The organism is Micropruina sp., assembly GCF_047606365.1.
Lineage (GTDB): Bacteria > Actinomycetota > Actinomycetes > Propionibacteriales > Propionibacteriaceae > Micropruina.
In genome coordinates, this window is record NZ_JASGEN010000060.1 from 21,524 (window position 1) to 42,682 (window position 21,159).

At 69.2% G+C, this 21,159-nt stretch carries 23 protein-coding genes; 15 read left to right on the plus strand and 8 right to left on the minus strand.

Annotation, left to right across the window (positions count from 1 at the left end; translation table 11 throughout):
- Positions 1-35 precede the first annotated feature (35 nt).
- Both QM624_RS07405 and QM624_RS07410 read left to right on the plus strand, forming a co-directional pair.
- Positions 36-2,240 carry an ATP-dependent DNA helicase RecG gene (locus QM624_RS07405; protein WP_415090326.1) on the plus strand — a complete coding sequence of 735 codons (2,205 nt, stop codon included), beginning with the start codon at positions 36-38 and terminating at the stop codon, positions 2,238-2,240.
- 33 nt (positions 2,241-2,273) lie between these two features.
- Positions 2,274-3,167: an RNase H family protein gene (locus QM624_RS07410; protein ID WP_415090328.1), complete on the plus strand. Its 894-nt coding sequence runs from the start codon at positions 2,274-2,276 to the stop codon at positions 3,165-3,167.
- A 32-nt stretch (positions 3,168-3,199) separates the two neighbouring features.
- On the opposite strand, the gene QM624_RS07415 is transcribed toward QM624_RS07410, so the two are convergent.
- Positions 3,200-3,628, minus strand: coding sequence for a pyridoxamine 5'-phosphate oxidase family protein (locus QM624_RS07415; protein WP_415090330.1), 429 nt, complete (start codon positions 3,626-3,628; stop codon positions 3,200-3,202).
- 51 nt (positions 3,629-3,679) lie between these two features.
- Between QM624_RS07415 and rsmD the strand changes: the two genes are divergently transcribed.
- The 8 genes from rsmD to QM624_RS07455 all read left to right on the plus strand — a co-directional run bounded on the left by rsmD (position 3,680) and on the right by QM624_RS07455 (position 8,089).
- The gene (gene rsmD / locus QM624_RS07420) at positions 3,680-4,258 is read left to right on the plus strand and encodes a 16S rRNA (guanine(966)-N(2))-methyltransferase RsmD (RefSeq protein ID WP_415090332.1); all 579 of its coding nucleotides are present in this window, start codon (positions 3,680-3,682) and stop codon (positions 4,256-4,258) included.
- On the plus strand, positions 4,255-4,734 hold the full coding sequence (coaD, locus tag QM624_RS07425; RefSeq protein WP_415090334.1) for a pantetheine-phosphate adenylyltransferase: 480 nt from the start codon (positions 4,255-4,257) through the stop codon (positions 4,732-4,734). The genes rsmD and coaD overlap by 4 nt, the downstream gene beginning before the upstream one ends.
- Positions 4,727-5,197: a hypothetical protein gene (locus tag QM624_RS07430; RefSeq protein ID WP_415090336.1), complete on the plus strand. Its 471-nt coding sequence runs from the start codon at positions 4,727-4,729 to the stop codon at positions 5,195-5,197. The genes coaD and QM624_RS07430 overlap by 8 nt, the downstream gene beginning before the upstream one ends.
- 51 nt (positions 5,198-5,248) lie before the next feature.
- On the plus strand, positions 5,249-5,833 hold the full coding sequence (locus tag QM624_RS07435; RefSeq protein ID WP_415090338.1) for a YceD family protein: 585 nt from the start codon (positions 5,249-5,251) through the stop codon (positions 5,831-5,833).
- Positions 5,834-5,836: 3 nt separating this feature from the next.
- Complete coding sequence (rpmF, locus tag QM624_RS07440; RefSeq protein WP_298130948.1) at positions 5,837-6,028, plus strand: 50S ribosomal protein L32; 192 nt, start codon at positions 5,837-5,839, stop codon at positions 6,026-6,028.
- 11 nt (positions 6,029-6,039) lie between these two features.
- The gene (gene rnc / locus QM624_RS07445) at positions 6,040-6,717 is read left to right on the plus strand and encodes a ribonuclease III (protein WP_415090340.1); all 678 of its coding nucleotides are present in this window, start codon (positions 6,040-6,042) and stop codon (positions 6,715-6,717) included.
- 43 nt (positions 6,718-6,760) lie between these two features.
- Positions 6,761-7,351 carry an RNA 2'-phosphotransferase gene (locus tag QM624_RS07450; RefSeq protein ID WP_415090342.1) on the plus strand — a complete coding sequence of 197 codons (591 nt, stop codon included), beginning with the start codon at positions 6,761-6,763 and terminating at the stop codon, positions 7,349-7,351.
- A 75-nt stretch (positions 7,352-7,426) separates the two neighbouring features.
- Positions 7,427-8,089 (plus strand): NADPH-dependent F420 reductase, encoded by a 663-nt coding sequence (locus tag QM624_RS07455; RefSeq protein WP_415090344.1) that lies wholly within the window; start codon positions 7,427-7,429, stop codon positions 8,087-8,089.
- Positions 8,090-8,095: 6 nt separating this feature from the next.
- On the opposite strand, the gene QM624_RS07460 is transcribed toward QM624_RS07455, so the two are convergent.
- Positions 8,096-8,701, minus strand: a complete 606-nt coding sequence (locus QM624_RS07460) for a TetR/AcrR family transcriptional regulator (protein ID WP_415090346.1) — start codon at positions 8,699-8,701, stop codon at positions 8,096-8,098.
- Positions 8,702-8,769: 68 nt separating this feature from the next.
- On the opposite strand from QM624_RS07460, the gene QM624_RS07465 reads away from it, so the two are divergent.
- Both QM624_RS07465 and mutM read left to right on the plus strand, forming a co-directional pair.
- Positions 8,770-10,044 carry an MFS transporter gene (locus QM624_RS07465; protein WP_415090348.1) on the plus strand — a complete coding sequence of 425 codons (1,275 nt, stop codon included), beginning with the start codon at positions 8,770-8,772 and terminating at the stop codon, positions 10,042-10,044.
- Positions 10,045-10,071: 27 nt separating this feature from the next.
- A complete protein-coding gene (gene mutM / locus QM624_RS07470; RefSeq protein ID WP_415090350.1) occupies positions 10,072-11,064 on the plus strand; it encodes a bifunctional DNA-formamidopyrimidine glycosylase/DNA-(apurinic or apyrimidinic site) lyase in 993 nt (330 codons plus the stop codon).
- A 22-nt stretch (positions 11,065-11,086) separates the two neighbouring features.
- Here the strand turns inward: mutM and QM624_RS07475 are convergent, their stop codons facing one another.
- Positions 11,087-12,553 carry an MFS transporter gene (locus tag QM624_RS07475; RefSeq protein WP_415090352.1) on the minus strand — a complete coding sequence of 489 codons (1,467 nt, stop codon included), beginning with the start codon at positions 12,551-12,553 and terminating at the stop codon, positions 11,087-11,089.
- A 69-nt stretch (positions 12,554-12,622) separates the two neighbouring features.
- Positions 12,623-13,441 (minus strand): class I SAM-dependent methyltransferase, encoded by an 819-nt coding sequence (locus QM624_RS07480; RefSeq protein WP_415090354.1) that lies wholly within the window; start codon positions 13,439-13,441, stop codon positions 12,623-12,625.
- Positions 13,442-13,488: 47 nt separating this feature from the next.
- Between QM624_RS07480 and QM624_RS07485 the strand changes: the two genes are divergently transcribed.
- Positions 13,489-14,052 carry a helix-turn-helix domain-containing protein gene (locus QM624_RS07485; protein WP_415090356.1) on the plus strand — a complete coding sequence of 188 codons (564 nt, stop codon included), beginning with the start codon at positions 13,489-13,491 and terminating at the stop codon, positions 14,050-14,052.
- Between the two features lie 81 nt (positions 14,053-14,133).
- On the opposite strand, the gene QM624_RS07490 is transcribed toward QM624_RS07485, so the two are convergent.
- From QM624_RS07490 to QM624_RS07505, 4 genes are all read right to left on the minus strand, one after another.
- A complete protein-coding gene (locus QM624_RS07490) occupies positions 14,134-14,805 on the minus strand; it encodes a response regulator transcription factor (RefSeq protein WP_415090358.1) in 672 nt (223 codons plus the stop codon).
- Complete coding sequence (locus QM624_RS07495) at positions 14,802-15,992, minus strand: sensor histidine kinase (RefSeq protein ID WP_415090360.1); 1,191 nt, start codon at positions 15,990-15,992, stop codon at positions 14,802-14,804. Before QM624_RS07495 ends, QM624_RS07490 begins: the two co-directional genes overlap by 4 nt.
- 82 nt (positions 15,993-16,074) lie before the next feature.
- Complete coding sequence (locus QM624_RS07500) at positions 16,075-16,890, minus strand: ABC transporter permease subunit (RefSeq protein ID WP_415090362.1); 816 nt, start codon at positions 16,888-16,890, stop codon at positions 16,075-16,077.
- Between the two features lie 15 nt (positions 16,891-16,905).
- Complete coding sequence (locus QM624_RS07505) at positions 16,906-17,808, minus strand: ATP-binding cassette domain-containing protein (RefSeq protein WP_415090365.1); 903 nt, start codon at positions 17,806-17,808, stop codon at positions 16,906-16,908.
- A 401-nt stretch (positions 17,809-18,209) separates the two neighbouring features.
- On the opposite strand from QM624_RS07505, the gene QM624_RS07510 reads away from it, so the two are divergent.
- Together QM624_RS07510 and smc are read left to right on the plus strand one after the other, a co-directional pair.
- Complete coding sequence (locus QM624_RS07510; protein WP_415090371.1) at positions 18,210-18,680, plus strand: GtrA family protein; 471 nt, start codon at positions 18,210-18,212, stop codon at positions 18,678-18,680.
- Between the two features lie 5 nt (positions 18,681-18,685).
- Positions 18,686-21,159 (plus strand): chromosome segregation protein SMC (gene smc, locus QM624_RS07515; RefSeq protein ID WP_415090367.1); only part of this gene is annotated, 2,474 nt, incomplete at its 3' end.

The window sequence follows — 21,159 nt, forward strand, 5'->3', positions numbered from 1 at the left end:
CGAACCTGTCGGAGGCTCCGGTTAGCATGCCGACCATGGTGATGTGGCAGACGCAGGCGTATCGCGAACTGCACACGCCGGTGGCCGATGTGCTGGGCGCCCGGACGGCGAAGGAGTTCGAGAAGCTCCGGGTGCGCACGGTCGGCGACCTGTTGCGGCATCTGCCGCGGCGCTACCTGTCCGGCACCGAGCTGACCGATCTGGCCACGCTGGAAGAGGGTGAGCATGTCGCGGTGATGGCCCGGGTGAGCCGGACCAACGTGATCCGCGGGGCGGGCGGCTACTCCGGCCAGTCGCGCCGGGGCGGGCGTCCGAGCCGGCTCGAGGTCACGCTGACCGACGGGCACGGCTACCTGGCGGTCACCTTCTTCGGCCGCGACCACCTGGTCGAGTACTGGGAGCGCGAGCTCGGCAAGGGTGTGCGCGGCATCTTCGTCGGCAAGGTCGGCCGGTTCCGCGACCAACTGCAGCTCACCCACCCCGAGTTCGTCATGCTGGACGCCTCCGGCGCCATCGTCGGCTCGTCGGAGGAGAAGCAGCGACTGGCCACCATGAGCCGTTCCGGGCTGGTTGGCATGTATCCGGCGACCGCCAAGCTGCCCACCTGGAAGGTCGCCGAATGTTGCCGGCTGGCGCTCGCCACACTGTCCGGCACCAACGACCCATGGCCCGACTGGGTCCTGGACGAGGCCGACGTGATGCGCCAGGCCGACGCCTTCGCCGCCGTCCACCAGCCGCACACGGTCGCCGAAGCCGAGGCGGGCGCCCAGCGGCTGCGGTTCGACGAGGCCTTCGCCACTCAGCTGACCATGGCCTACCGGCGTGCCGACGTCGCCACCCACACCGCCATCCGGCGGCGGGCCGTTTCCGGCGGGCTGCTCGACGCCCTCGACGCCCGCCTGCCGTTCAGCCTCACCGAGGGCCAGCAGGAGGTCTGCGGCACCCTGTTCGCTGAACTCGACCGGGCCCGGCCGATGCAGCGCCTGCTGCAGGGCGAGGTCGGCTCCGGCAAGACCGTGGTGGCGTTGCGGGCGATGCTGGCCGTGGTCGACGCCGGCGGCCAATGCGCGCTGCTGGCACCCACCGAGGTGCTCGCACAGCAGCACTACGCCACGATCCGGGCGCTGATGGGCGACTTGGCCGGTGGACGCATGTTGGGCTCCCCGGACGCCGCCACCGACGTCGTCCTGCTCACCGGTTCGATGCCGGCGGCGGCCAAGAAGTCCGCGCTGCTGCGGGCGGCGTCCGGCGAGGCCGGCATCGTGGTCGGCACCCACGCACTGCTCAACGACAAGGTGCAATTCGCCGATCTGGGCTTCATCGTGATCGACGAGCAGCACCGCTTCGGGGTGGAACAGCGCGGCGCGCTCACCGACAAGGCGTCGGCCCGGCCGCATGTGCTGGTGCTCACCGCGACCCCCATCCCGCGTTCGGTGGCGATGACGATCTTCGGCGATCTGGACGTCTCCACATTGGCTGAGCTGCCCGCCGGACGACAGGTCATCGGCACCGTCGTGGTGGACGCGGCGCTGCGTCCGGCCTGGGTGGAGCGCGCCTGGCAGCGGGTCGCCGAGGAGGTCGCGCAGGGCCGGCAGGCGTTCGTCGTGGTGCCCCGGATCAATAGCAGCGACGACGGCGTCGGGGTCACCGAGCTGGCTGAACGGCTCAGCACCGGACCGCTGGCCGGCGTCCGGGTCGGGGTGCTGCACGGGCAACTGGCTTCCGACGCCAAGGAGGCGACGATGACCGCCTTCGCGGCCGGCGAGGTCGACGTGCTGGTGGCCACCACGGTGATCGAGGTCGGTGTCGACGTGCCGAACGCGACGATGATGGTGATCTGGGACGCGGAACGCTTCGGCATCTCCCAGCTGCACCAGCTGCGCGGCCGGATCGGCCGAGGTGAGCACCCGGGGGTTTGCCTGCTGATCTCGTCCGCGCTGGCGGAGGAGACCATCCGGCAACGGTTGGACGCGGTGGCCGCCACCAACGACGGTTTCGAGTTGGCTGAACTCGACCTGCTGCAGCGCCGGGAAGGTGACGTGCTGGGGGCGGAGCAGTCCGGTTCGCGGTCCAGCTTGAGGCTGCTCAGCGTGCTCGAGCATGCCGACGTGATCACCCAGGCCAAGGAGATCGCCGCCGAGGCCGTCCGGCGCGACCCGGAACGGTCCACACCCGGGTTCGTCGACGCGGTCGCCGCGACGGAGCAGCTGATGGCCGGCGACTTCCTGGAACTCAGCTGAACCGGGTCGGCCGGGCTCTGGCACGATGACCCGGTGACTCTGATCGCCGCCGCGGACGGCTCCGCCCTGGGTAATCCCGGCCCCGCCGGCTGGGCCTGGTACATCGACCCCGACCGCTGGGCCTGCGGGGGGTGGGCGCACGGCACCAACAACATGGGTGAGCTGACCGCCGTACTCGATCTGCTGCGGCAGACCGCCGACGTCGACGACGAGCTGCTCGTCTACTGCGACTCGATGTACGTGATCAACTCGCTGACCAAATGGATGCCGGGCTGGAAGCGCAAAGGCTGGCGCAAGGGCGACGGGAAACCCGTACTCAACGTCGAGATCATGAAGGAACTCGACGCCGCACTGGCCGGACGCCGGGTGACGTTCGAATGGGTGAAAGGGCACTCGGGGCATCCGCTGAACGAGGAGGCCGACCGGCTGGCGAACGCCGCCGCGGTCGCGTTCAGCCAGGGCCTCACCCCGGACGCCGGGCCCGGCCTGGGAAAGACCGTCGAAGCACCACCGGCGAAGGCCGCGGCAGCCATGGCGCCCGACGAGCCCGAGGACCTGTTCTCGGCGATGGCCGATCAGCTGGAGCCCGAGCCGTCCGACATCGACCGGGTGATCGCCCTGGAACGGTCCCTGCTGACCGACGAGGTCCGGGCCGATCCCGCCGCCGTGGCGGCCCTGCTGCACCCCGACTGGTGCGAGATCGGACAATCCGGACGGCTGTGGACCCGGTCGGAGATGCTCGCCGAGATCGGGCCGCTGCCCACGGACGTCCGACTTGAGGTGATCACTGCTGATCAGCTGGACGCCGCCACCATCCTGCTGATCTGGCGCTCGATCGGTGACGGGGCCACCGCTGCCCGCAGCTCGCTGTGGGTGAAGGACGGCGATTGGCGTCAGCGCTTCCACCAGGGCACCGCCGAGCCCTGACCCCCGTTGGTCGAGCTTGGAAGCACGGGCAGTCAGCCGCCGGTGTAGTCCGGCTCGGGCTCCTCGCCGAAGACGAACCGGCGTCCGTCGATCTCGTCGACGTCGATGCGGACCACATGGGTCTCCACCGATGCCACCCAGGGATGCAGGAGTTGTTCGATCCGGTCGCGCTCAGCCGGGTCGTCCACTTCAGCCGCCGTGCCTTTGGCCACCACGCTCCAGCCGGTGTCGGTGACCCAGCCGTCGGCCTGGAAGGCGACCCGTTCGTTCACCGTCACCTGCAACAGCTTCGAACCCTCAGCGGTGCGGAAGATCACCGATGTTCCTTCGACGACGAAGTTGACCGGGAAGACGTCGGGCTGACGGTTGATGACGGTGGCGAGTCGTCCGACCGGGGAGCTCCGCAGCAGCTCCCACGCCTCCGCCTCGCTCAACCTGGTGACCGGAGATTGCTGTGTCATGCCCCATTGTCCCGCCTGGATGCGGCGTCCGCATGAGCTAGCGTCAACTCCATGTCGCGGATCATCGCCGGTAGCCGCAAGGGTCATCGGCTGCACACGCCGCCCGGCGACGGGACTCGGCCGACCTCCGATCGGGTGCGTGAGGCGGCCTTCGGCGTGCTGGCCTCCGAGCTGGGTCGCGCCGGTGACGCGGCCGAGCAGCTGTCCGGTTGCTCCTTCCTCGACCTGTACGCCGGTTCGGGTGCGGTGGGGCTGGAGGCGGCCAGTCGCGGCGCGCACCCCGTGGTCGCCGTCGAGCAGGATCGGCGCGCGGCTGACGTGATCCGCCGCAACATCAGGGAGACCGGGCTGGGTGTGCGGGCGGTGGCTGCCAGCGTCGAGCGGTACCTGGCCGGGCCGCCGACCCCGTTCGACATCTGCTGGCTGGACCCGCCCTACCGACTGCCGAACACCACGATCGAGACCGTGCTCACCCACCTGCTCGACGGCTGGCTGGCGCCCGGCGCGCTCGTCGTCGTGGAACGAGCCCGGCGCGACCAGCCGTTCGCCTGGCCGGATCGGTTGGGGGATCGCTGGGAACGTCGCTACGGTGAGACGACGCTGTTTCTCGCGACGGAAGGTGGCGAATGAGGGCCGTCTGTCCCGGATCGTTCGACCCGATCACGCATGGCCACCTGGACGTGATCCGGCGCGCCGGTGCCCTGTTCGACGAGGTGGTCGTCGCGGTCGGTCGGAACTCGGCCAAGAACTACCTGTTCGACACCGACGAACGGGTCGAACTGGTGCGGGCCGCGGTGGGGGAGCAGCCCCGCGTCCGGGTCGAGCTGCTGTCCGGCCTGCTGGTCGACTTCTGTCGCGAGCAGGGGGCGGACGTGGTGGTCAAGGGCCTGCGGTTCGCGTCCGACTTCGACTTCGAACTGCAGATGGCGCACATCAATCATTCGCTGACCGGCCTGGAGACGGTGCTGCTGCCGGCCTCCGCGCAGTGGGGCACGCTGTCCTCCACCATGGTCCGCGAGGTCGCCTCACTGGGCGGAGACGTGCGGGCCTTCGTCCCGCCGCTGGTCGCCGAACGCATCGAACAGAAGAGGAACCCCCATGCCTGAATCGTCCGCGGACCGGCTGAACGCACTGCAGCAACTGATTGAGCAGGGCAAGGCGGTGCCGATGTCGGCGTCCTGCATGATCAACCGCGCGGACGCGCTGGCGCTGGTCGCCGCCGTCCGCTCGGCCCTCACCGATGAACTGGACGCCGCACGCCTGGCCGCCGAGGCCAGCCCGCCGGTACTGGAGCGGGCGAAGGCCGAGGCCGAGGAGGTCGTCCGGGCCGCGCAGCAGGAGGCGGAGCGGCTGGTCGAGGCCAGCGAGGTGTTGCAGGCCGCCCAGCAGCGCGCCGACGCGCTGCGCGCGGAGACCGACGCCGAGGCCGAGGCGCTGCGCAAAGAAGCCGACGTCTACGTGGACGGCCGGATCGCCGCCATGGAGGCCGGCCTGCAGAAGACGCTCAGCCAGATCCAGACCATGCGGGCTCGGCTCGCCTCCCGTTCCGGCCTGGACGCCGACGCGTAACAGGCCCGATTGGCGCCGGCGAAGCGAGCCCGGTAAAGTCTCCCTTCGGTCATGACCATGTCACATCGCCACCTGAATCCCCGCTCCGGGCTCGTCATCGATACTCACGAGCTGGGACGACGAGTCGGCGCCATGAAGGAGATCCAGCGGATCGCCGAGGCACCGGACGGCATCGGCACGGACGTGATCGGAGTACCAACCGGTTCCTCCGTCGAATTCGAGCTGCGGCTCGAGTCGGTGGTGGAGGGGGTGCTGGTCACCGGAGCCGCCGAGGTTACGTTGACGGGGCAGTGCGGACGCTGCCTGGAACCGATCTCCTTCGATGAGGAGATCGACCTCCAGGAGTTGTACCTCTATCCCGACAAGGAACCCGACGACGAAGAGGCCAGCCGCCTCGAGGACGATCTGCTCGACCTCGAGCCCCTGCTGCGGGACACGGTGGTGCTCGACCTGCCGTACACGCCCTTGTGCCGGCCGGACTGCGCAGGCTTGTGTCCCGATTGTGGGGCCAACCTGAACGCCGACCCCGACCATGCACATGACGACCGGATCGACCCGCGCTGGGCCGGCCTGTCGGGCTGGGCGGCAGACCCAGACGACGAAGACGAGGCCGCAATGGCCAGAAACAAGGAGTGAGCCGTGGCCGTTCCCAAACGGAAGATGTCCCGGAGCAACACCCGGCACCGCCGTTCCCAGTGGAAGGCGTCCGTGCCCACCCTGGTGACCTGCGCCAACGCCGCTTGCCGGGCCAAGCACCTGCCGCACACCGCGTGCCCGGAGTGCGGCCAGTACGGGCCTCGCGCCGCCCGCCGTCAGATTCTCGAACCCTGACACCGGCGGCGATGAGCCGCATCCACGACCTACTCGACGAGCTGGGGATCACGATCGATCCCCAGCTCTTCGAGCTTGCCCTGGTGCATCGCAGCTACTCCTACGAGAACGGCGCCATTCCGCACAACGAGCGGCTCGAGTTCCTCGGCGACGCCGTCCTCGGCGTGGTGATCACCGAACACCTTTACCTGCGGTTCCCCGACCTGCCCGAGGGACGGCTGGCGAAGCTGCGGGCCGCCGTGGTCAACGCCCATGCCCTCGCCGATGTGGCTCGCGGGCTCGAACTCGGCTCGCTGATCAAGCTGGGCAAGGGCGAGATCGCCACCGGTGGCGCCGACAAGTCCTCGATCCTCGCGGACGCCTTCGAAGCCGTCCTGGGGGCGCTGCATCTGTCGGCCGGACGTGACGCCGCCGGCACCTTCGTCCACACCCTGTTCGATCCGCTGGTCGAGGCCGCCAACGGTCTCGGCGCCGGCCTGGACTGGAAGACCAGCCTCCAGGAGCTCTGCGCCCTGCGCGAGCTGGGTGCGCCCAGCTACGCGGTGACCGAGTCCGGACCCGACCACGACAAGCGCTTCGAGGCGGTCGCCGTGATCGGCGCACGGATCTTTCCGCCCGCCGGCGGTCGCTCCAAGAAGCAGGCTGAGCAGGGTGCCGCCCAGGCGGCCTTCGAGTCGCTCAGCTCATGAACTCTTGTCGACGCCATCGCATGTTGGGGTAGGAGCGGACGTCGTGACAGATGCGGGTGCCGACCGAGCGAAGCGGGCAGATCTTACGCAGATCTCGAAGCGGCTGTCTTATGTACTGCGTCACCATCCCGGCAGCATCGGTGCCGAGTTGGATCGCGCGGGCTGGATCGCGGTGGAGACGGTGCTGAACGGCCTGGGAGCACCCGGACGGCCGCTGGATCGGGCCGTCCTCGAGCAGATCGTCGCTGACGACGCCAAGGGCCGCTACGAGTTCGACCCCGGTCGGCATCGGATCAGGGCGCGGCAGGGACATAGCGTGAGTGTCGATCTGGGCTTGGCCGCCGTTCGTCCACCGGATGTCCTGTACCACGGGACGGCGGTCCGCTTCCTGGAGCGCATCAGGGCAGAGGGCCTGCGCCCGATGGGACGACATCACGTCCACCTCTCCGCCGAGGTGAGCACGGCGTCCACCGTGGGAAGCCGCCGCGGGCCGTCTGCGGTACTCCTCGTCGACGCTGGTGCTATGTTCCGTGATGGTCACCAGTTCTTCCGATCCGCCAACGGGGTGTGGCTGGTCGATGATGTGCCGCCGAAGTATTTGACCGAGTACGGCGGCGACGTTTCTGAGGGCTGAGAACGATCCGTCCGGATGCCGCCCGTCGCCCCACCGGCGTAGCCTGCATGGGAGCAGGCGATCGAGGGAGCGACGATGGACAGGATCGGGATTCTCGGTACCGGCCAGGTGGGGCTCACCCTGGCGGAGCGGCTCGCGAGCCTCGGCTTCGCGGTGACGGTCGGTGCCAGGAGTGCGGCCTCCGACAGCCTGGCCGCGGCGGCCCGGCTGGGTGTGGACACCGGATCGTTCGCGGACGCCGCCGCGTCCGCCGATCTGCTGATCAACGCCACCAACGGGCTGCATTCGGTGGACGCCCTGGCCGCCATTGATGAGGCGACGCTGACGGGGCTCACCGTCCTCGACCTGGCCAATGCCCTGGCTCCCGACCCCGGCGGGTTTCCGACGCCGGTGGTCAGCGCCGACGACTCGGTCGGGCAGCGACTGCAGCGCGCGTTTCCCGGCGCCCGCATCGTCAAATCGCTGTGCACGATGAACTGCGCGGTGATGGCCGACCCGTCGCTGGTCCCCGGCGACCACGTGGCGTTCCTCAGCGGCGACGACGTCGCAGCCAAGGATCAGGTGCGGGAGCTGCTCCAAGCGATGGGCTGGCGCCCGGTGCAGTTGATCGACCTCGGCGGTATCGAGACGGCGGCCGCACAGGAACTGCTGATGCCGCTGTGGATGCGCGTCACGATCGGACGCGGCTCCAACGCCGCCCGCTTCAACTGGGCGATCAACGCGGCGGATCGCGACTGACTCGAATCAGCCGTGCAGCTCGGCCTCGTAGCGCTCCCAACCCTGATCGAGGATCCGGAATCCAGCCTCCAGCATGGGGATCGGGTTCTCGCTGCCGCTGACCAGCAGCTGGATCTGCAGCACGAAGCGGGCGTAGGCCCGCACCTCGTCACTGGGCTCGGCCTGGCCGTGCTCGGCCGCGATGACCGCGGCCAAGGAGTCCTCATGCCGCAGCCACATCCGGGCGGCGTAGTCGCTGAGCGCCGGCGTCCGGTCGATGAAGTCCATGAACTCCCGGCGCAGTGCGCCGTCGTGGTCGAAGGGCGGCAGTAGTTCGGCGCGGTAGTAGTCGAGCAGGGCGGCCGAGATCGACGTTCCCGCCGGCCGGTCGCGCACCACCGCCACCAGGAGCTCGCGCTGCTCGTCGTCCTCGTCGAAGACCAGCGCCTCCTTCTGCGGGAAGTGCGCGAAGACCGTCGTCGGGGACACGTCGGCCTTTTCGGCGACCTCGCGGATGCTCACATTGTCGAAGCCACGCTCGAAGAAGAGCAGGGTGGCCGCGTTCGAGATCGCCTTGCGAGTGGCGGCCTTCTTCCGTTCACGCCGGCCGCGGGGCGTTGGGATCGTGCTCACCCCTTCACCATAGCGGTACAACTACATAACTGGGTTGACTTCGAAACTGGTATCGGTACAGTTACGGTGTGACTTCAGTCAATCGGACCCCTCAGGCGGCGGGATCGCGCCGCGCCTGGGTGATGCTCATCGCGATCACCATGCTCAACGTCATCGGCATGACCGTCGTGCTGCCGGTGCTGCCCTTCGTCGTCGGCCGCTATGTGTCCGACCAGTCCCACCTCGCGGTCTGGGTCGGCATCCTCGAAACCGTCAACGCGCTGTGCGCGTTCCTCGTCGCCCCGCTGTTCGGCGGCCTCTCCGACCGGTACGGACGCCGTCCGGTCATCGTGCTGGCCGCGTTCGGGGCGGCGATCGGTTTCGCCACCTTCGGTATCGGCGGCTCCATCTGGGTGCTGCTCGCCGGCCGGATCATCCAGGGCGTCACCGCCGGCGACATGCCCGCCCTGTTCGCCTACGCGGCCGACATCACCCCGGCCGAGCAGCGCGCCAAGCGGTTCGGGCTGCTCGGCGCCTTGTCGGGCATCGGCTTCATGGTCGGCCCCGCGCTCGGTGGCCTGCTGGCCGCGGTCGACATCGACCTGCCGGTCTTCGTCACCGCCGGAATCGCGCTGCTCGTCGCCGTGCTGAGCTTCTTCTTCCTGCCCGAGAGCCTCAAACCGGAGAACCGGACAGCCACCCTGCAACTCGAAGAGCTGCACCCGGTCAAGGTGTTCCGCGACGCCTTCGCGCGAACCAATCTGCGTGGCCTGCTGATCGCGCTGGTCCTGATTGGCGTGCCGTTCTCGATGTTCGCGAACAACTTCAGCGTGCTGGCCATCGACCAGGTGCAGTGGAGCGCGACGCAGATCGGTCTGCTCACCGCGGTCATCGGCGTCCTGGACATCGCGATCCAGGGCGGACTGATGCAGTTGCTGCTGCCCCAGATCGGCGAGCGCGGTGTCATCATCGCCGGCGTGATCACCCAGGCCGTCGGCCTGTTCGCGCTCGCCCTGGTCGGGTGGCTCTTCGCCCAACCCTGGCTGCTGATCGTCGGCACGCTGGCGCTGGGTGCCGGGCAGGGGCCGGCGACGGCGGCGATGGACGGCATCATCTCCGTCCAGGCCGGCGACGACGAGCAGGGCTGGATCGCCGGCGTGATGCAGTCGCTGACCACCGGCGTCAATGTCATCGCTCCCGTGCTGGCCGGCGTGCTCTATGCGAGCCTCGCGCACTCGACGCCGTACTGGATCGGCCTGGTGATGATGGTCGCTGCGGCGATCGTGCTCACCCGCATCCCGTTCGCCAGCCCGTCGAAGCGGACGGCGTCCGAGCCTGACCTGGCGGCGGTGACCGTCGAGTAGTTCCCGGGCGGGTGGCAGAATCGCCGGGTGCCCGAGTTGCCCGAAGTCGAAACCGTCCGAGCCGGCCTGGCAGGCATCGTCACCGGACGACGCATCGAGGCGGTGACCGTGCTGCACCCACGTCCGGTCCGTCGGCACCCCGGCGGCCCGGACGACTTCGCCGCCACCCTGGCCGGACGGACCTTCGCCGAACCCCGGCGCCGCGGCAAGTACCTGTGGCTGCCGTTCGCCGACGGCGACGCGCTGCTGGCGCACCTCGGCATGAGTGGACAGTTCCGGTTCGACGAGCCGGACGCCCCGCTGCTGCCCAACACCCGGGTGCTGTTCGATCTAGGCCCGTCAGCCGACCCGTCGGAGACCGAAGGTGCGGAGCGAGGAGATCCCGGCGTCCGCCGGGATGACGATCGGGCGCGGACGGCAGAGGCGTCGTCGGATGCCCATGAGCTTTCCCCGTCATCTGAGCCTCCCTCGTCATCCCGGCGCACGCCGGGATCTCCCAGTCAGCTCAGGTTCGTCGACCAGCGGATGTTCGGTGGCCTCTCACTCAGCCCTCACGGTGCCGACTTGCCCGTCGAACTCAGCCACATCGGACGCGACCCGTTCGACCCGCAGTTCGATCCCGCCGCCGCGGTGGCTCGGATCAGAGCCAAACGCAGCGCGATCAAGCGGGTGCTGCTCGACCAGACCGTGGTCTCGGGCATCGGCAACATCTACGCCGACGAGGCGCTGTGGCGGGCGCGGTTGCACTACGACCGGCCGGCCGACAGCCTGACCCGGCCGAAGGCTCGTGAGCTGCTGGGCCACGTCCACGACGTGATGGCCGAGGCGCTCGACCAGGGTGGCACCTCGTTCGACTCGCTGTATGTGAACGTCAACGGATCATCGGGTTATTTTGACCGCGAGCTCGCGGTGTACGGACGAGCCGGCCAGCCCTGCCGGCGGTGCGGCACCCTCATCAAGCGGGCTCCGTTCATGAACCGTTCGTCGCATTTCTGCCCGCGATGCCAGCGGAAACGCTGACTCGTCCACCTGGTTCATCAGCTCACGAAGGTCTCGATACGACCGGGCTGAGCCTTGACGTCGTGGCCCGCTTCTCGTTCTTCGGGTGGATCAACAGGGCGAGTAGGGCGCCGGCCAGGAAGAGCAGGCTGACACCGGCGTAAGCGGTGGCGTAGCCGTGAACGGCGGCGGCGGCCTCCTGGCCGGGGTGGTCGGCCAGGAACGTGGCGGACGTGGAGCCTGCGATGGTGCTGAGAACTGCCACACCGACGGAGCCTCCGATCTGCTGGGCGGCGTTGACGCTGGCGGCTGCCGCTCCGGCATCGGCGGGATCGACTCCCGCGGTCGCAGAACCGGTGGCGATCGAGACGACCAACCCGATGCCCGCTCCGATGAGCACCAGGCTGGGCAGCAGGTCGGTGAGGTAGGCGGCAGAGGTTCCCAGGCGAACGAGCAGGAACGCGCCGGCCCCACCAATGGCGAGGCCGAGCGGGACGATCGGGCGTGCGGTGAACCGACGGGTCAGCGAGGGTCCGATGAACACGGCCGAGGTCACCAGCGCGACCGGGACGGGAAGGAATGCGACTCCGGTGAGCAGCTGAGGGAAGCCCAGTGTGATCTGCAGGTAGTAGGGCAGGAACAGGAAGACGGTGAAGAGGCCGGCCGAGGACAGCAGGAGCGCGATGAGCGCGCTGCCTCGCCTGCGGTCCAGGATGACGCGCAGCGGCAGGAGAGGTGCGCGGGTGCGAGTCTGGATGACCATGAAGGCGGTCAGCAGCACGAACGCGGCGACCAGGTAGCCGAGGGTCTCCGGTGCCGTCCCACCGGAGGTCTCGACCTGCGAAGTGCCGAGCACCAGCGCGAAGAACCCTGCCGTCACGGTGACCGCGCCGGGGATGTCGAGGCGCTGGCGCACACGCTCGGCGACGCGGGGGAGCAGCAGAAGCGCTCCGAGGACCGCCGGGATCGCGATGACGGTGTTGATGTACATGGTCCAGCGCCACGACAACGCCTCGGTCAAGGCTCCGCCGAGCAGCAGCCCGATCGTGGTGCCGACCATGGAGACGGCGCCGAAGATCCCGAACGCCCTGCCGCGCTCCTTGCTGTCGCTGAACAGGACCGAGACCAGCGCAAGAGCGGAGGGAGCGAGCAGCGCCGCGAACGCGCCCTGGGCGATGCGGGCCGCGATGAGCAGCGCGACGGAGGGAGCCGCGCCGCCGATCGCGGAAGCGACGGCGAAGCCGGCGAGACCGGCGATGAGAGTCCTCTTTCTGCCCCAACGGTCGCCGAGCCGTCCACTCAGCAGCAACAGGCTGCCGAAGGTGAGCGCGTAACCGGTGATGATCCATTGACGGAGGCTGTCGGGGAAGTCGAGTTCAGCCTGGGCGGAGGGCAGTGCGATCGTCACGATGGTCGTGTCGAGGGCGATCATCAACTGGGCAAGAGCGAGGACGGCGAGCAGCCACCACCGCCGGGCGGGCGAGACGGTGGCAGGGGTGATTTCTGGCATGGCGAAGCCCTTCCTTCACAAGAGGGAGTGGACGTGGCGAGCGACGTCGCCGGAACGGGAGGTGGGGGCTCAGGGGCGACGGGCGATCCAGAGGCTTCGTGTGCCCCGAATATGGACGCTGGGCAGGGCCGGTGCGTCGGGCCCGGGCTGCAGGATCCGCGAGAGCGAGGCCTCCTGCTCGGCGGCCAAACCGTCGGCCGCGTGCAGCGCGAGTCGGTGCAACTCGGCTCGCGCGTAGTCGCCGCCGACGCCGTCCGCGGGAAGGTTCTGGTCGCTCACCAGCGTCCTTTTCTCCAGTAGCTCGAAGCCCGTAGCTTCAAGGAGGGCCGTCCACTCCGGTCCGGATGCGTCCGCGCGGGTGAGAATCCGCAGCCGCGTTTCCAGCTCGTCGTAGTCGTCGGGTAGCACGCGCGGCGGGCCGTCCATCTCCATGACTGCCAGCACCCCGCCGGGGCGGATCACCTGTGCCAGCGCAGCGAACGCCGCCGCCGGGTCGTCGAATTCGTGGAACACCGACGAGGCCCATGCCAGGTCGATGCACCCCGCTTCGAGGTCCATCGCCGTGACCGGGCGAGTGATCGTCCGGATGCGTTCGTGGCCGGCCCGTGCGGCGATCTGTTGTGTCATCGCAGGGTTAGCGTCGAGAGCGACGATCTCTGCCTTCGGGTAGCGGGCCGACCACCGGAAGGTCGCGGCACCCGTCCCGGCGCCCACGTCCAGAACGCGACGAACGGGATCGTGGCCGAGGTGGCCGGAGACCGCGTCCAATGCGTCGTCGAGCAGACTCGCGTGAACGCGTGCGTCCAGATCGAGAAGCCTGCCGAGTTGCGTCGACCCGCCGTGCGAATGCTGAAGGGCGTGTGGTGACTGGCGGTTGAGTGCGGGCATGGATCCAGCGTAGAAGCGCCATGCGCACAACGCATACACTCTTGCCTATGAAGCAAGAACTGGATGTGGATCGCCTCGTCCGCCAGCGGATTCGCGCGCTGCGTCTGGCGCGCGGGTGGTCCCTGGACACCCTGGCGGAGCGCGCCCATCTGAGCCCGTCGAACCTCAGCCGTATAGAGACTGGCGCCCGACGCATCGCCCTCGATCAACTCGTGCCGATCGCCAGGGCTCTCGACACGACGATCGACCAGCTCACCGAGTCGCCCGAGGATGAGGACGTCGTCATTCGGCCGTACCGGGACGAGCGGCGCGGGATGACCACCTGGACTCTGGCGAGCTCCCGCACTCCCGGTGGGCTCACCGTCGCGAAGATGCTGATCACCACACCGCCGCCCCCGCTCGAAGAGGCCGGCGTGCACCCCGGGCGCGACTGGTTCACCGTCCTCCGCGGCACCGCGGCTCTACGCCTGGGTGAACGGGTCATCGTCGTCGAGCAGGGCAATGCGGCCGAGTTCTCCACGATGGTGCCCCACGCCATCGGCACCCACGGCCCCGATCCCGTCGAGATCCTGACCATCCTGACCGCGGAGGGCCAGCACGCCCACGAGTAGGGCTGGCGAGTGTGTGCGATGACCTCCCGCCGAGACCGGCTTCGGCGATCCAGAGCTTCTGAGCGGAGCCGGGTGTCGTATCTACCGGCGGGGTCGTTTACCCAGGCTGTGCGCGAGCAGCACGGCGTGGACCCGGTCGCGGAGCCCGAGTTTGGCGTAGATGGTGTTGATGTAGGACTTCATCGTGCTGGGTGCGAGGCACAACTGCTGGCTGATCTCGGTGTTGTTGAACCCGTGGGCGATGGCATCGAAGATGTCGCGCTCGCGTCGGGTGAGGCTGGCAAGTTCCGGGGAGGCATCGCCCGAGGCGGACTCGTCGGAGTCGAGGAAGTGTTCGATCAGCTGCTGGGTGAGGCGGGGGTCCACGACGGCGGTGCCGGAGTGGACGGTGCGGACGGCGTCGATGAGGGCGTCGGGTTTGGTGGTCTTGAGCAGGAAGGCGCTGGCTCCGGCGCGAAGGCTGCCGAACGCGTACTCATCGAGGTCGAAGGTGGTCAGCACAACGACCCTGGTTCCGGGTGCGTCGCGAGTGATGGCACGAGTGGCTTCGATACCGCCGATGCCGGGCATCCGGACGTCCATGAGGACCACATCGGGGTGGTGGACGCGGACCAGCGAGATCGCCTGTTCACCGTTGTCCGCCTCGTCGATGACCTCGATGTCGTCGGCAGAGCCGAGGATCAACGCGTGTCCGGTGCGCTGCAAGGGCTGGTCATCGACGATCAGGACGCGGATCGGGGCGGTATCGGTCACGATTCTTGCCCCCGGCCGATAGGGAGGTGGGCATCGGTGCGCCAGCCTCCTCCCTCGATAGGTCCGGCGGTGCTGCGACCGCCGAACGCTGCGGCTTGCTCGCGGATGCTGGCGAGACCGATTCCCGTGCCGACAAACGGACGAGGGGAGGCGTGTCCGTCGTCACTGACGGCCACCTCGATCGCGTCCGGGCCGGCGTCGATGCGGACGACGACCTGGGTGGCGCCCTGGGCGTGACGCAGCCCGTTGGTGAGGGCTTCCTGGACGATCCGATGCACGGCGGTGGCTGCGACCGGGTCGGTGATCTCGGTCGATCCGTAGCGCGCAATGGTGACGGGAAGCCCGGCCGAGCGGAACGTCTGAGCCAACTCATCGAGGTCGGGAGCATTTGTCCGGGACACGCCCAGGACCCCGTCGAGTTCGGGGTCGTCGGAGCGAAGGATGCGGAGAATGCGCTGCATCTCGTCCAGTGCGGAGACGCCCACCTCGTTCAGCTTGGCAAGGGCGTCGCGGGCGCGTTCGGGCTGCTTCTCCCAGGCCGACTGGGCCCCGCCGGAGAGGGCGACCATGACGGTGAGGGAGTGCGCGACGATGTCGTGCATGTCCGCGGTGATCCGGGCTCGCTCGGCCAGGACCGCCTGCTCTGCGCGCTGCTGAATGTGATCGGCCAGGGCCGCGCGGCGTTCGATCCGGGCGCGAACCGCGAAACCCGCGGCGAGTGCGGTCAGGCAGAGCGGGTCGAGGATGCTCGGCGAGAATCGTGCGCCGCTGGCGAGAGCGGAGATCAACCCGGCGAGCGCGGGCAGGATGACGGCGATCAGGTAGCCGAGGACGGCTCGGCTGGTGGACTGCCGGGCGACGGCGAAGAGCGCAAATGCCGGGGCCATGCTCTGGTAGCCCGAACCGGGACTCAGCAGGATGCCGGCGGAGGCGACGGCCGTGACGACGCTGAGCACCCCCAGGGGGTAGCGGCGTCGCCATAGCAACGCAACAGCCGCGAGCGCGACGACCGGGTAAGCCGTCCAGTTGATCGGTTCGCCGGCGAACATCAGCGCGATCGAAGGGACGGCGGCACAGATCAGCACCACGATTCCGCCCATGGTGCGCGGGTGGTGCCGCATCCAGCCGACGATGCCCGTTTCCCCGAGGTCTGGACGGGAAAGCGCGGCGGTCGCGGCTGCGGTCACGACATCCACCTCCCTTGCTTTCATCATTGTCCCGGCCCACGCCAGACTGCTGTGCTCGTTCCCGCCGAGCAAACCGGCCTGCTCAGGTGTCGCGGCGGCTCACGACCACCGCTGCGACCAGGAACAGCACGATCGCCCAGCCGGCGAGCACGAGGTAACCGATCCACGGCCCCAGCGTGTGGGGTTCGGGTGGTGCGAGAAGCAGGGAGCCCGCCTGGATCGGGAAGTAGGCGGTGATCTGCCCGCCGACATCGCTGAACATCTGCGGGATGACCGGCATCACCAGCAGCAGACCGAGGACGCCGAGCACGCTGGCGACGACATTGCGGACGAGCGCGCCGATCGCGATCCCGATCACCGCGAGGGTGGCGAGATAGAGCCCGGAACCGAGGATCAGCCGCACTGCGTCGGAAGCGGCCAGTTCGTAGCCGTATCCGGCGGTGGCCAGGATCGGTGGCGCGATCGTCAAGCTGATCGCGGCGGAGATGAGCCCGACAAGGAACGAAACCGTGCCGACAGTGGTCGCTTTCGCGACGAGGACGTGGGTGCGGCGCGGCACCGACAGCATGGTCGCCTTGATCTGCCCGGAGCGATATTCGTTCGCGACGACCAGCGCACCGAGGATCGCGAGCAGGATGCCGACGTAGCCGGTCTTGTCGATCACCATCTCCGGGTAGGCGTCGTAGTCGGCCTGGGCCGATCCACGGTCGCGGAAGACGTAGGCCCAGGGCATCGCGGCCCCGTTGCCGATCAGCAGCAACAGCGTGAAGCCGGTCAGCATGAAGTTCGAAGTGAGGCCGTGGAACTTGACCCACTCCGACCGGATTGAGTTGACGAGTGTGACCGGTCGGGCGACCGCCGACGCCACAGCTGGCCGGGTGGGGGAGGTGGTGGTCATGATGCTCCTTCTGAGTCAGGACGAGGCGTACTCGACGGCGTCCCGGGTGAGTGCGGTGTACGCGTCCTCAAGGGTCCGCCGCCGCGGAGTGAGTTCGGTGAGCAGGATCCCGGCCTGCTGCGCGGCGCGGGCGATCTGCTCGGCGGTGACGCCCTCGACGTCCAGAGCGTCGGAGGTCGTGGTTGTGGTCCGCACCCCGGGCGCTGCCAGCAGCCGGGCAAGTGTCGAGGCATCCGAGGTGCGGACACGCACCCGCTCGGGCCCGCTCTCGGTCAGAGCAGTCGCAGGAGCATCAGCGAGGATGCTGCCGCGTCCGATGATGATGACGTGATCGGCGATCAGCGCAAGTTCCGAGAGCAGATGTGAGGACAAGAACACGGTGCGCCCCTCGTCGGCGAGGCGCCGCAGCAAACTGCGAACCCAGGTGACGCCCTCGGGGTCGAGTCCGTTCACGGGTTCGTCCAGGATCAGCGTGCCGGGGTCTCCAAGCAGTGCCGCCGCGATACCCAGCCGTTGGCCCATACCGAGGGAGAACCCGCCGACCTTGCGCCCAGCCACGCTGCTGAGGCCGGTCGCAGCCAGCACTTCATCCACGCGGGAGCGCGGGATCCGGTGCGTCGCCGCTATCGAAGTCAGGTAGTTGCGCGCTGTGCGCGATCGATGTGCAGCCTTCGCGTCCAGGAGTGCGCCGACGCATCCCAGGGGCGCCCGGTGCTCGGCATAGCGGCGACCATCGATCAGCGCAATGCCCGAGGTGGGCCGGTCCAGGCCGACGATGGAGCGCATCGTGGTCGATTTCCCGGCTCCATTCGGGCCGAGGAACCCGGTCACCTTTCCCGGTGTCACCGTGAAGGCCACGTCCTTCACGGCGTACTTCTGGCCGTAGCGTTTGCTCAGCCCGTCGACCTGAATCGTCATCGGCCCTCTCCGAATCGTCGTGTTGCGTCGACATCGAAGCTACGAAGCGCCGCCGCCCTCCGGTACCAACCACGGGTGGGACTTCATCCGCCCGATGCGCTGTGTCTTGTTGGGTTCACCCGACCGGATCTGGATCGGCCCCATAGGCCCCCGCAGCCCCGCAGACTTCTCCCATTCGTCGCTGCCACCCGAGGCTCCGGCCGGCTCGCGCCTCCGCCCCGGGATGCCGAGAAAGGGGTGGCAGAAGATGAAGACCCGGTGGCGCCGGTGCCGCGAGCGACGTTGCGCGAGATAAGGTGCCCCTCGTGACTTCTGCCGGCCCCTGGTACCGCCGCTACGCCTATGTCGGTCGCCAGTTCGTGAAGTTCGGGCTGGTCGGCGGCGCCGGCGTCGTGGTGAACATGCTGGTTGCCATCGTGATGAACAAGGCCAACGGCGGCACGGTCAACGCGCAGAACATCCTGTTCACAATTCCCGGCACCCCGTTCAACTTCCGCTACACCACGCTGGTCTGGATCGTCAGCTTCCTGGTGGCGAACCTGTTCAACTTCCAGCTGAACCGGCAGTGGACCTTCCGCAACCGCGCTCAGGCGCCATGGCTGAAGGAGTTCATGCCGTTCCTGGCCGTCGGTAGTGCCGCCGCCGCGATCGGCATCTTCATCAAGATCGGCTTCACCAATCCGACCTCGCCGTTCTATCTGCCCGAGCCGTGGTTCCACGAGAACGCCGGTCTGCAGTCGCGCGAGTACTGGGCGCAACTGCTCACCATCGTGATCACCACGCCGATCAACTTCCTGGTCAACAAGCTGTGGACGTTCCGGCACGTCCGCCGCCGTCACGCCCAGAACGAGACGGCCGCCGGCGTCCGGTAAGACCCATGCATCTGAAGTCGCTGACCCTGCGCGGATTCAAGTCGTTCGCGTCCACCACCACGCTGGCCTTCGAACCCGGCATCACCTGCGTCGTCGGACCCAACGGCTCGGGCAAGTCGAACGTGGTGGACGCGCTCAGCTGGGTGATGGGCGAGCAGGGTGCCAAATCGCTGCGCGGCGGCAAGATGGAAGACGTCATCTTCGCCGGCACCTCCGGACGCGCCCCGCTCGGACGCGCCGAGGTGACCCTCACCATCGACAACACCGACGGCGCCCTGCCGATCGAGTACACCGAGGTGACGATCAGCCGGACGATGTTCCGCACCGGCGGCTCCGACTACAAGATCAACGGCAACAACGCCCGGCTGCTCGACGTGCAGGAGTTGCTCTCCGATTCCGGCATCGGACGCGAGATGCACGTCATCGTCGGCCAGGGCCAGCTGGATTCGATCCTGCAGGCCACCCCTGAGATCCGGCGCGGCTTCATCGAGGAGGCGGCCGGCGTCCTGAAGCACCGCAAGCGCAAGGAGAAGGCGCTGCGCAAACTCGAGGCGACCGGCACCAACCTGAATCGCCTCACCGACCTGCTCGCCGAGATCCGCCGCCAGCTCAAACCGCTCGGACGGCAAGCCGAAGTGGCCCGCAAGGCGGCGGTGATCCAGGCCGAACTGCGCGACGCCAAGGCCCGGCTGATCGCCGACGACTACGTGCTCGCCACGCTGGCATTGGAATCCGACCTGGCGGTCGAAGCCGACCTGAAGGCCCGCCGGGCGTCGCTGGAGGCATCCCTGGAAGCGGCCCGGGCGGCCGAAGCCGAGGCCGAGACGGCGGCCCGGGAAGCACTGCCACGGCTGAACGCAGCGCAGGAGACCTGGTACGGGCTGGCCGGGCTGCGCGAGCGGCTGGCCTCGACGGTGACCATCGCCGGCGAGCGGGTGCGCAACGCGGAATCCGCCGGCGACGGCGAACGTCCGGGCCGTGACCCGGAGCTGATCGAACGCGAGGCCGCCGAGGTCCGCAAGGCCGAGGAGGCGCTGCGGGTCGAGGTGGCGAACGCCGGACAGGCACTCACCGACGCCAGCGCCACCCTCAAAGAGACAGAGACCGCGCACGAGCAGGCCGAACGCAGCTATGCGGCGCAATTGCGCGCGATCGCCGACCGGCGCGAGGGCCTGGCCCGGCTGACCGGCGAGGTGAACACGCTGCGCAGCCGGACCGAAGCGGCCGGTGCCGAGATCGAACGGCTCGGTGCGGCGCGCGACGACGCGCTGGGCCGGGCCGAGTCGGCCACCCGGTCGTTCGCCGCGCTGGAAACCCGGATCGCCGGGGTCAGCGACGGCGAGTCCGGCCTGGACGCCGCCTACGAGTCGGCCGCCGAACAGGTGGAACAGCTCGAGGCGAGCCTGGCCGAGATCCGCCAAGCCGAGGCCAAGGCGCAAACCGAACGGGCCACTCTGGCCGCCCGGCTCGACGCGCTCGCGCTCGGCCTGGAACGCAAGGACGCCTCGGCCGCGCTGATGGCGGCCGGTGACGCGGTGGGCGGGCTGCTCGGCTCGGTCGCCACCCTGATCGGGGTGCGCTCGGGCTACGAGGCGGCGATCTCCGCGGCGCTCGGCTCGGCCGCGGACGCCGTCGCGGTCGCCGATCTGGACGCCGCACTCGGCGCCTTCGGGCACCTCAAGGCCGAGGACCTGGGCCGGGCCGGGCTGCTGCTGGGTGGGGCGTCCGCACCCGACGAGCAGGACTGGCCGGCGCTCCCGGACGGCGCGGTCTGGGCGATCGACACGGTCACCTGCGCCGACGAGGTGCGGCCCGCGCTGGTCCGGCTGTTGCGCAAGGTGGCCGCCGTGGACGACCTGACGACCGCCCGCGCGCTGGTCGCCGACCTGCCGGACGTCACCGCGGTCACCGCCGAGGGCGATGTGCTCAGCCAATGGTTCGCCGCCGGCGGCTCGTCGGCGAAGCCGTCCCTGATCGAGGTGCAGGCCGCGGTCGACGAGGCCGAGGCGCGGCTGACCGCCGTCCAGGCCGATCTGGAGCGTTCCCGGTTCGCACTCGCCCAGGCGGAGGCCGAGCTGGCCGAAGCGCGCGAGCGGGCCGAGGCCGCGCTGGCCAGGCTGAACGAGTCGGACGCTGAGCATGCCGCCCTCGCCGAGGAACTGGCCACGCTCAGCCAGACCACCCGGGCCGCGCGGGCCGAGGCGGAGCGGCTGGAGGCGTCCATCACCGCGGCCCAGGCGACCCGCGAGCAGAACCGCGCGGCGCTCGCCGCGCTGGAGCAACGGCTCGAACTCGCCTCGGCGCAGACCGAGGTGACCGAGGCCGACCCGTCCGAGCGGGACCGGTTGAGTGAGGCGGAGCGGACCGCTCGCGGCGCCGAGATGGAGGCCCGGCTGGCGTTGCGCACCATCGAGGAACGGGCCCGCGCGCTGGCCGGACGTGCCGACTCACTGACCCGCGCCGCCACCGCGGAGCGACA

Excerpts from the sequence above, each read along its gene's own strand:
- QM624_RS07405 (WP_415090326.1), top strand. The coding sequence starts at position 36 with ATGGTGATGTGGCAGACGCAGGCGTATCGCGAACTGCACACGCCGGTG.
- QM624_RS07415 (WP_415090330.1), bottom strand. The coding sequence starts at position 3,628 with ATGACACAGCAATCTCCGGTCACCAGGTTGAGCGAGGCGGAGGCGTGG.
- rsmD (WP_415090332.1), top strand. The coding sequence starts at position 3,680 with ATGTCGCGGATCATCGCCGGTAGCCGCAAGGGTCATCGGCTGCACACG.
- coaD (WP_415090334.1), top strand. The coding sequence starts at position 4,255 with ATGAGGGCCGTCTGTCCCGGATCGTTCGACCCGATCACGCATGGCCAC.
- QM624_RS07430 (WP_415090336.1), top strand. The coding sequence starts at position 4,727 with ATGCCTGAATCGTCCGCGGACCGGCTGAACGCACTGCAGCAACTGATT.
- QM624_RS07435 (WP_415090338.1), top strand. The coding sequence starts at position 5,249 with ATGACCATGTCACATCGCCACCTGAATCCCCGCTCCGGGCTCGTCATC.
- rnc (WP_415090340.1), top strand. The coding sequence starts at position 6,040 with ATGAGCCGCATCCACGACCTACTCGACGAGCTGGGGATCACGATCGAT.
- QM624_RS07455 (WP_415090344.1), top strand. The coding sequence starts at position 7,427 with ATGGACAGGATCGGGATTCTCGGTACCGGCCAGGTGGGGCTCACCCTG.
- QM624_RS07475 (WP_415090352.1), bottom strand. The coding sequence starts at position 12,553 with ATGCCAGAAATCACCCCTGCCACCGTCTCGCCCGCCCGGCGGTGGTGG.
- QM624_RS07480 (WP_415090354.1), bottom strand. The coding sequence starts at position 13,441 with ATGCCCGCACTCAACCGCCAGTCACCACACGCCCTTCAGCATTCGCAC.
- QM624_RS07485 (WP_415090356.1), top strand. The coding sequence starts at position 13,489 with ATGAAGCAAGAACTGGATGTGGATCGCCTCGTCCGCCAGCGGATTCGC.
- QM624_RS07500 (WP_415090362.1), bottom strand. The coding sequence starts at position 16,890 with ATGACCACCACCTCCCCCACCCGGCCAGCTGTGGCGTCGGCGGTCGCC.
- QM624_RS07505 (WP_415090365.1), bottom strand. The coding sequence starts at position 17,808 with ATGACGATTCAGGTCGACGGGCTGAGCAAACGCTACGGCCAGAAGTAC.
- QM624_RS07510 (WP_415090371.1), top strand. The coding sequence starts at position 18,210 with ATGCTGGTTGCCATCGTGATGAACAAGGCCAACGGCGGCACGGTCAAC.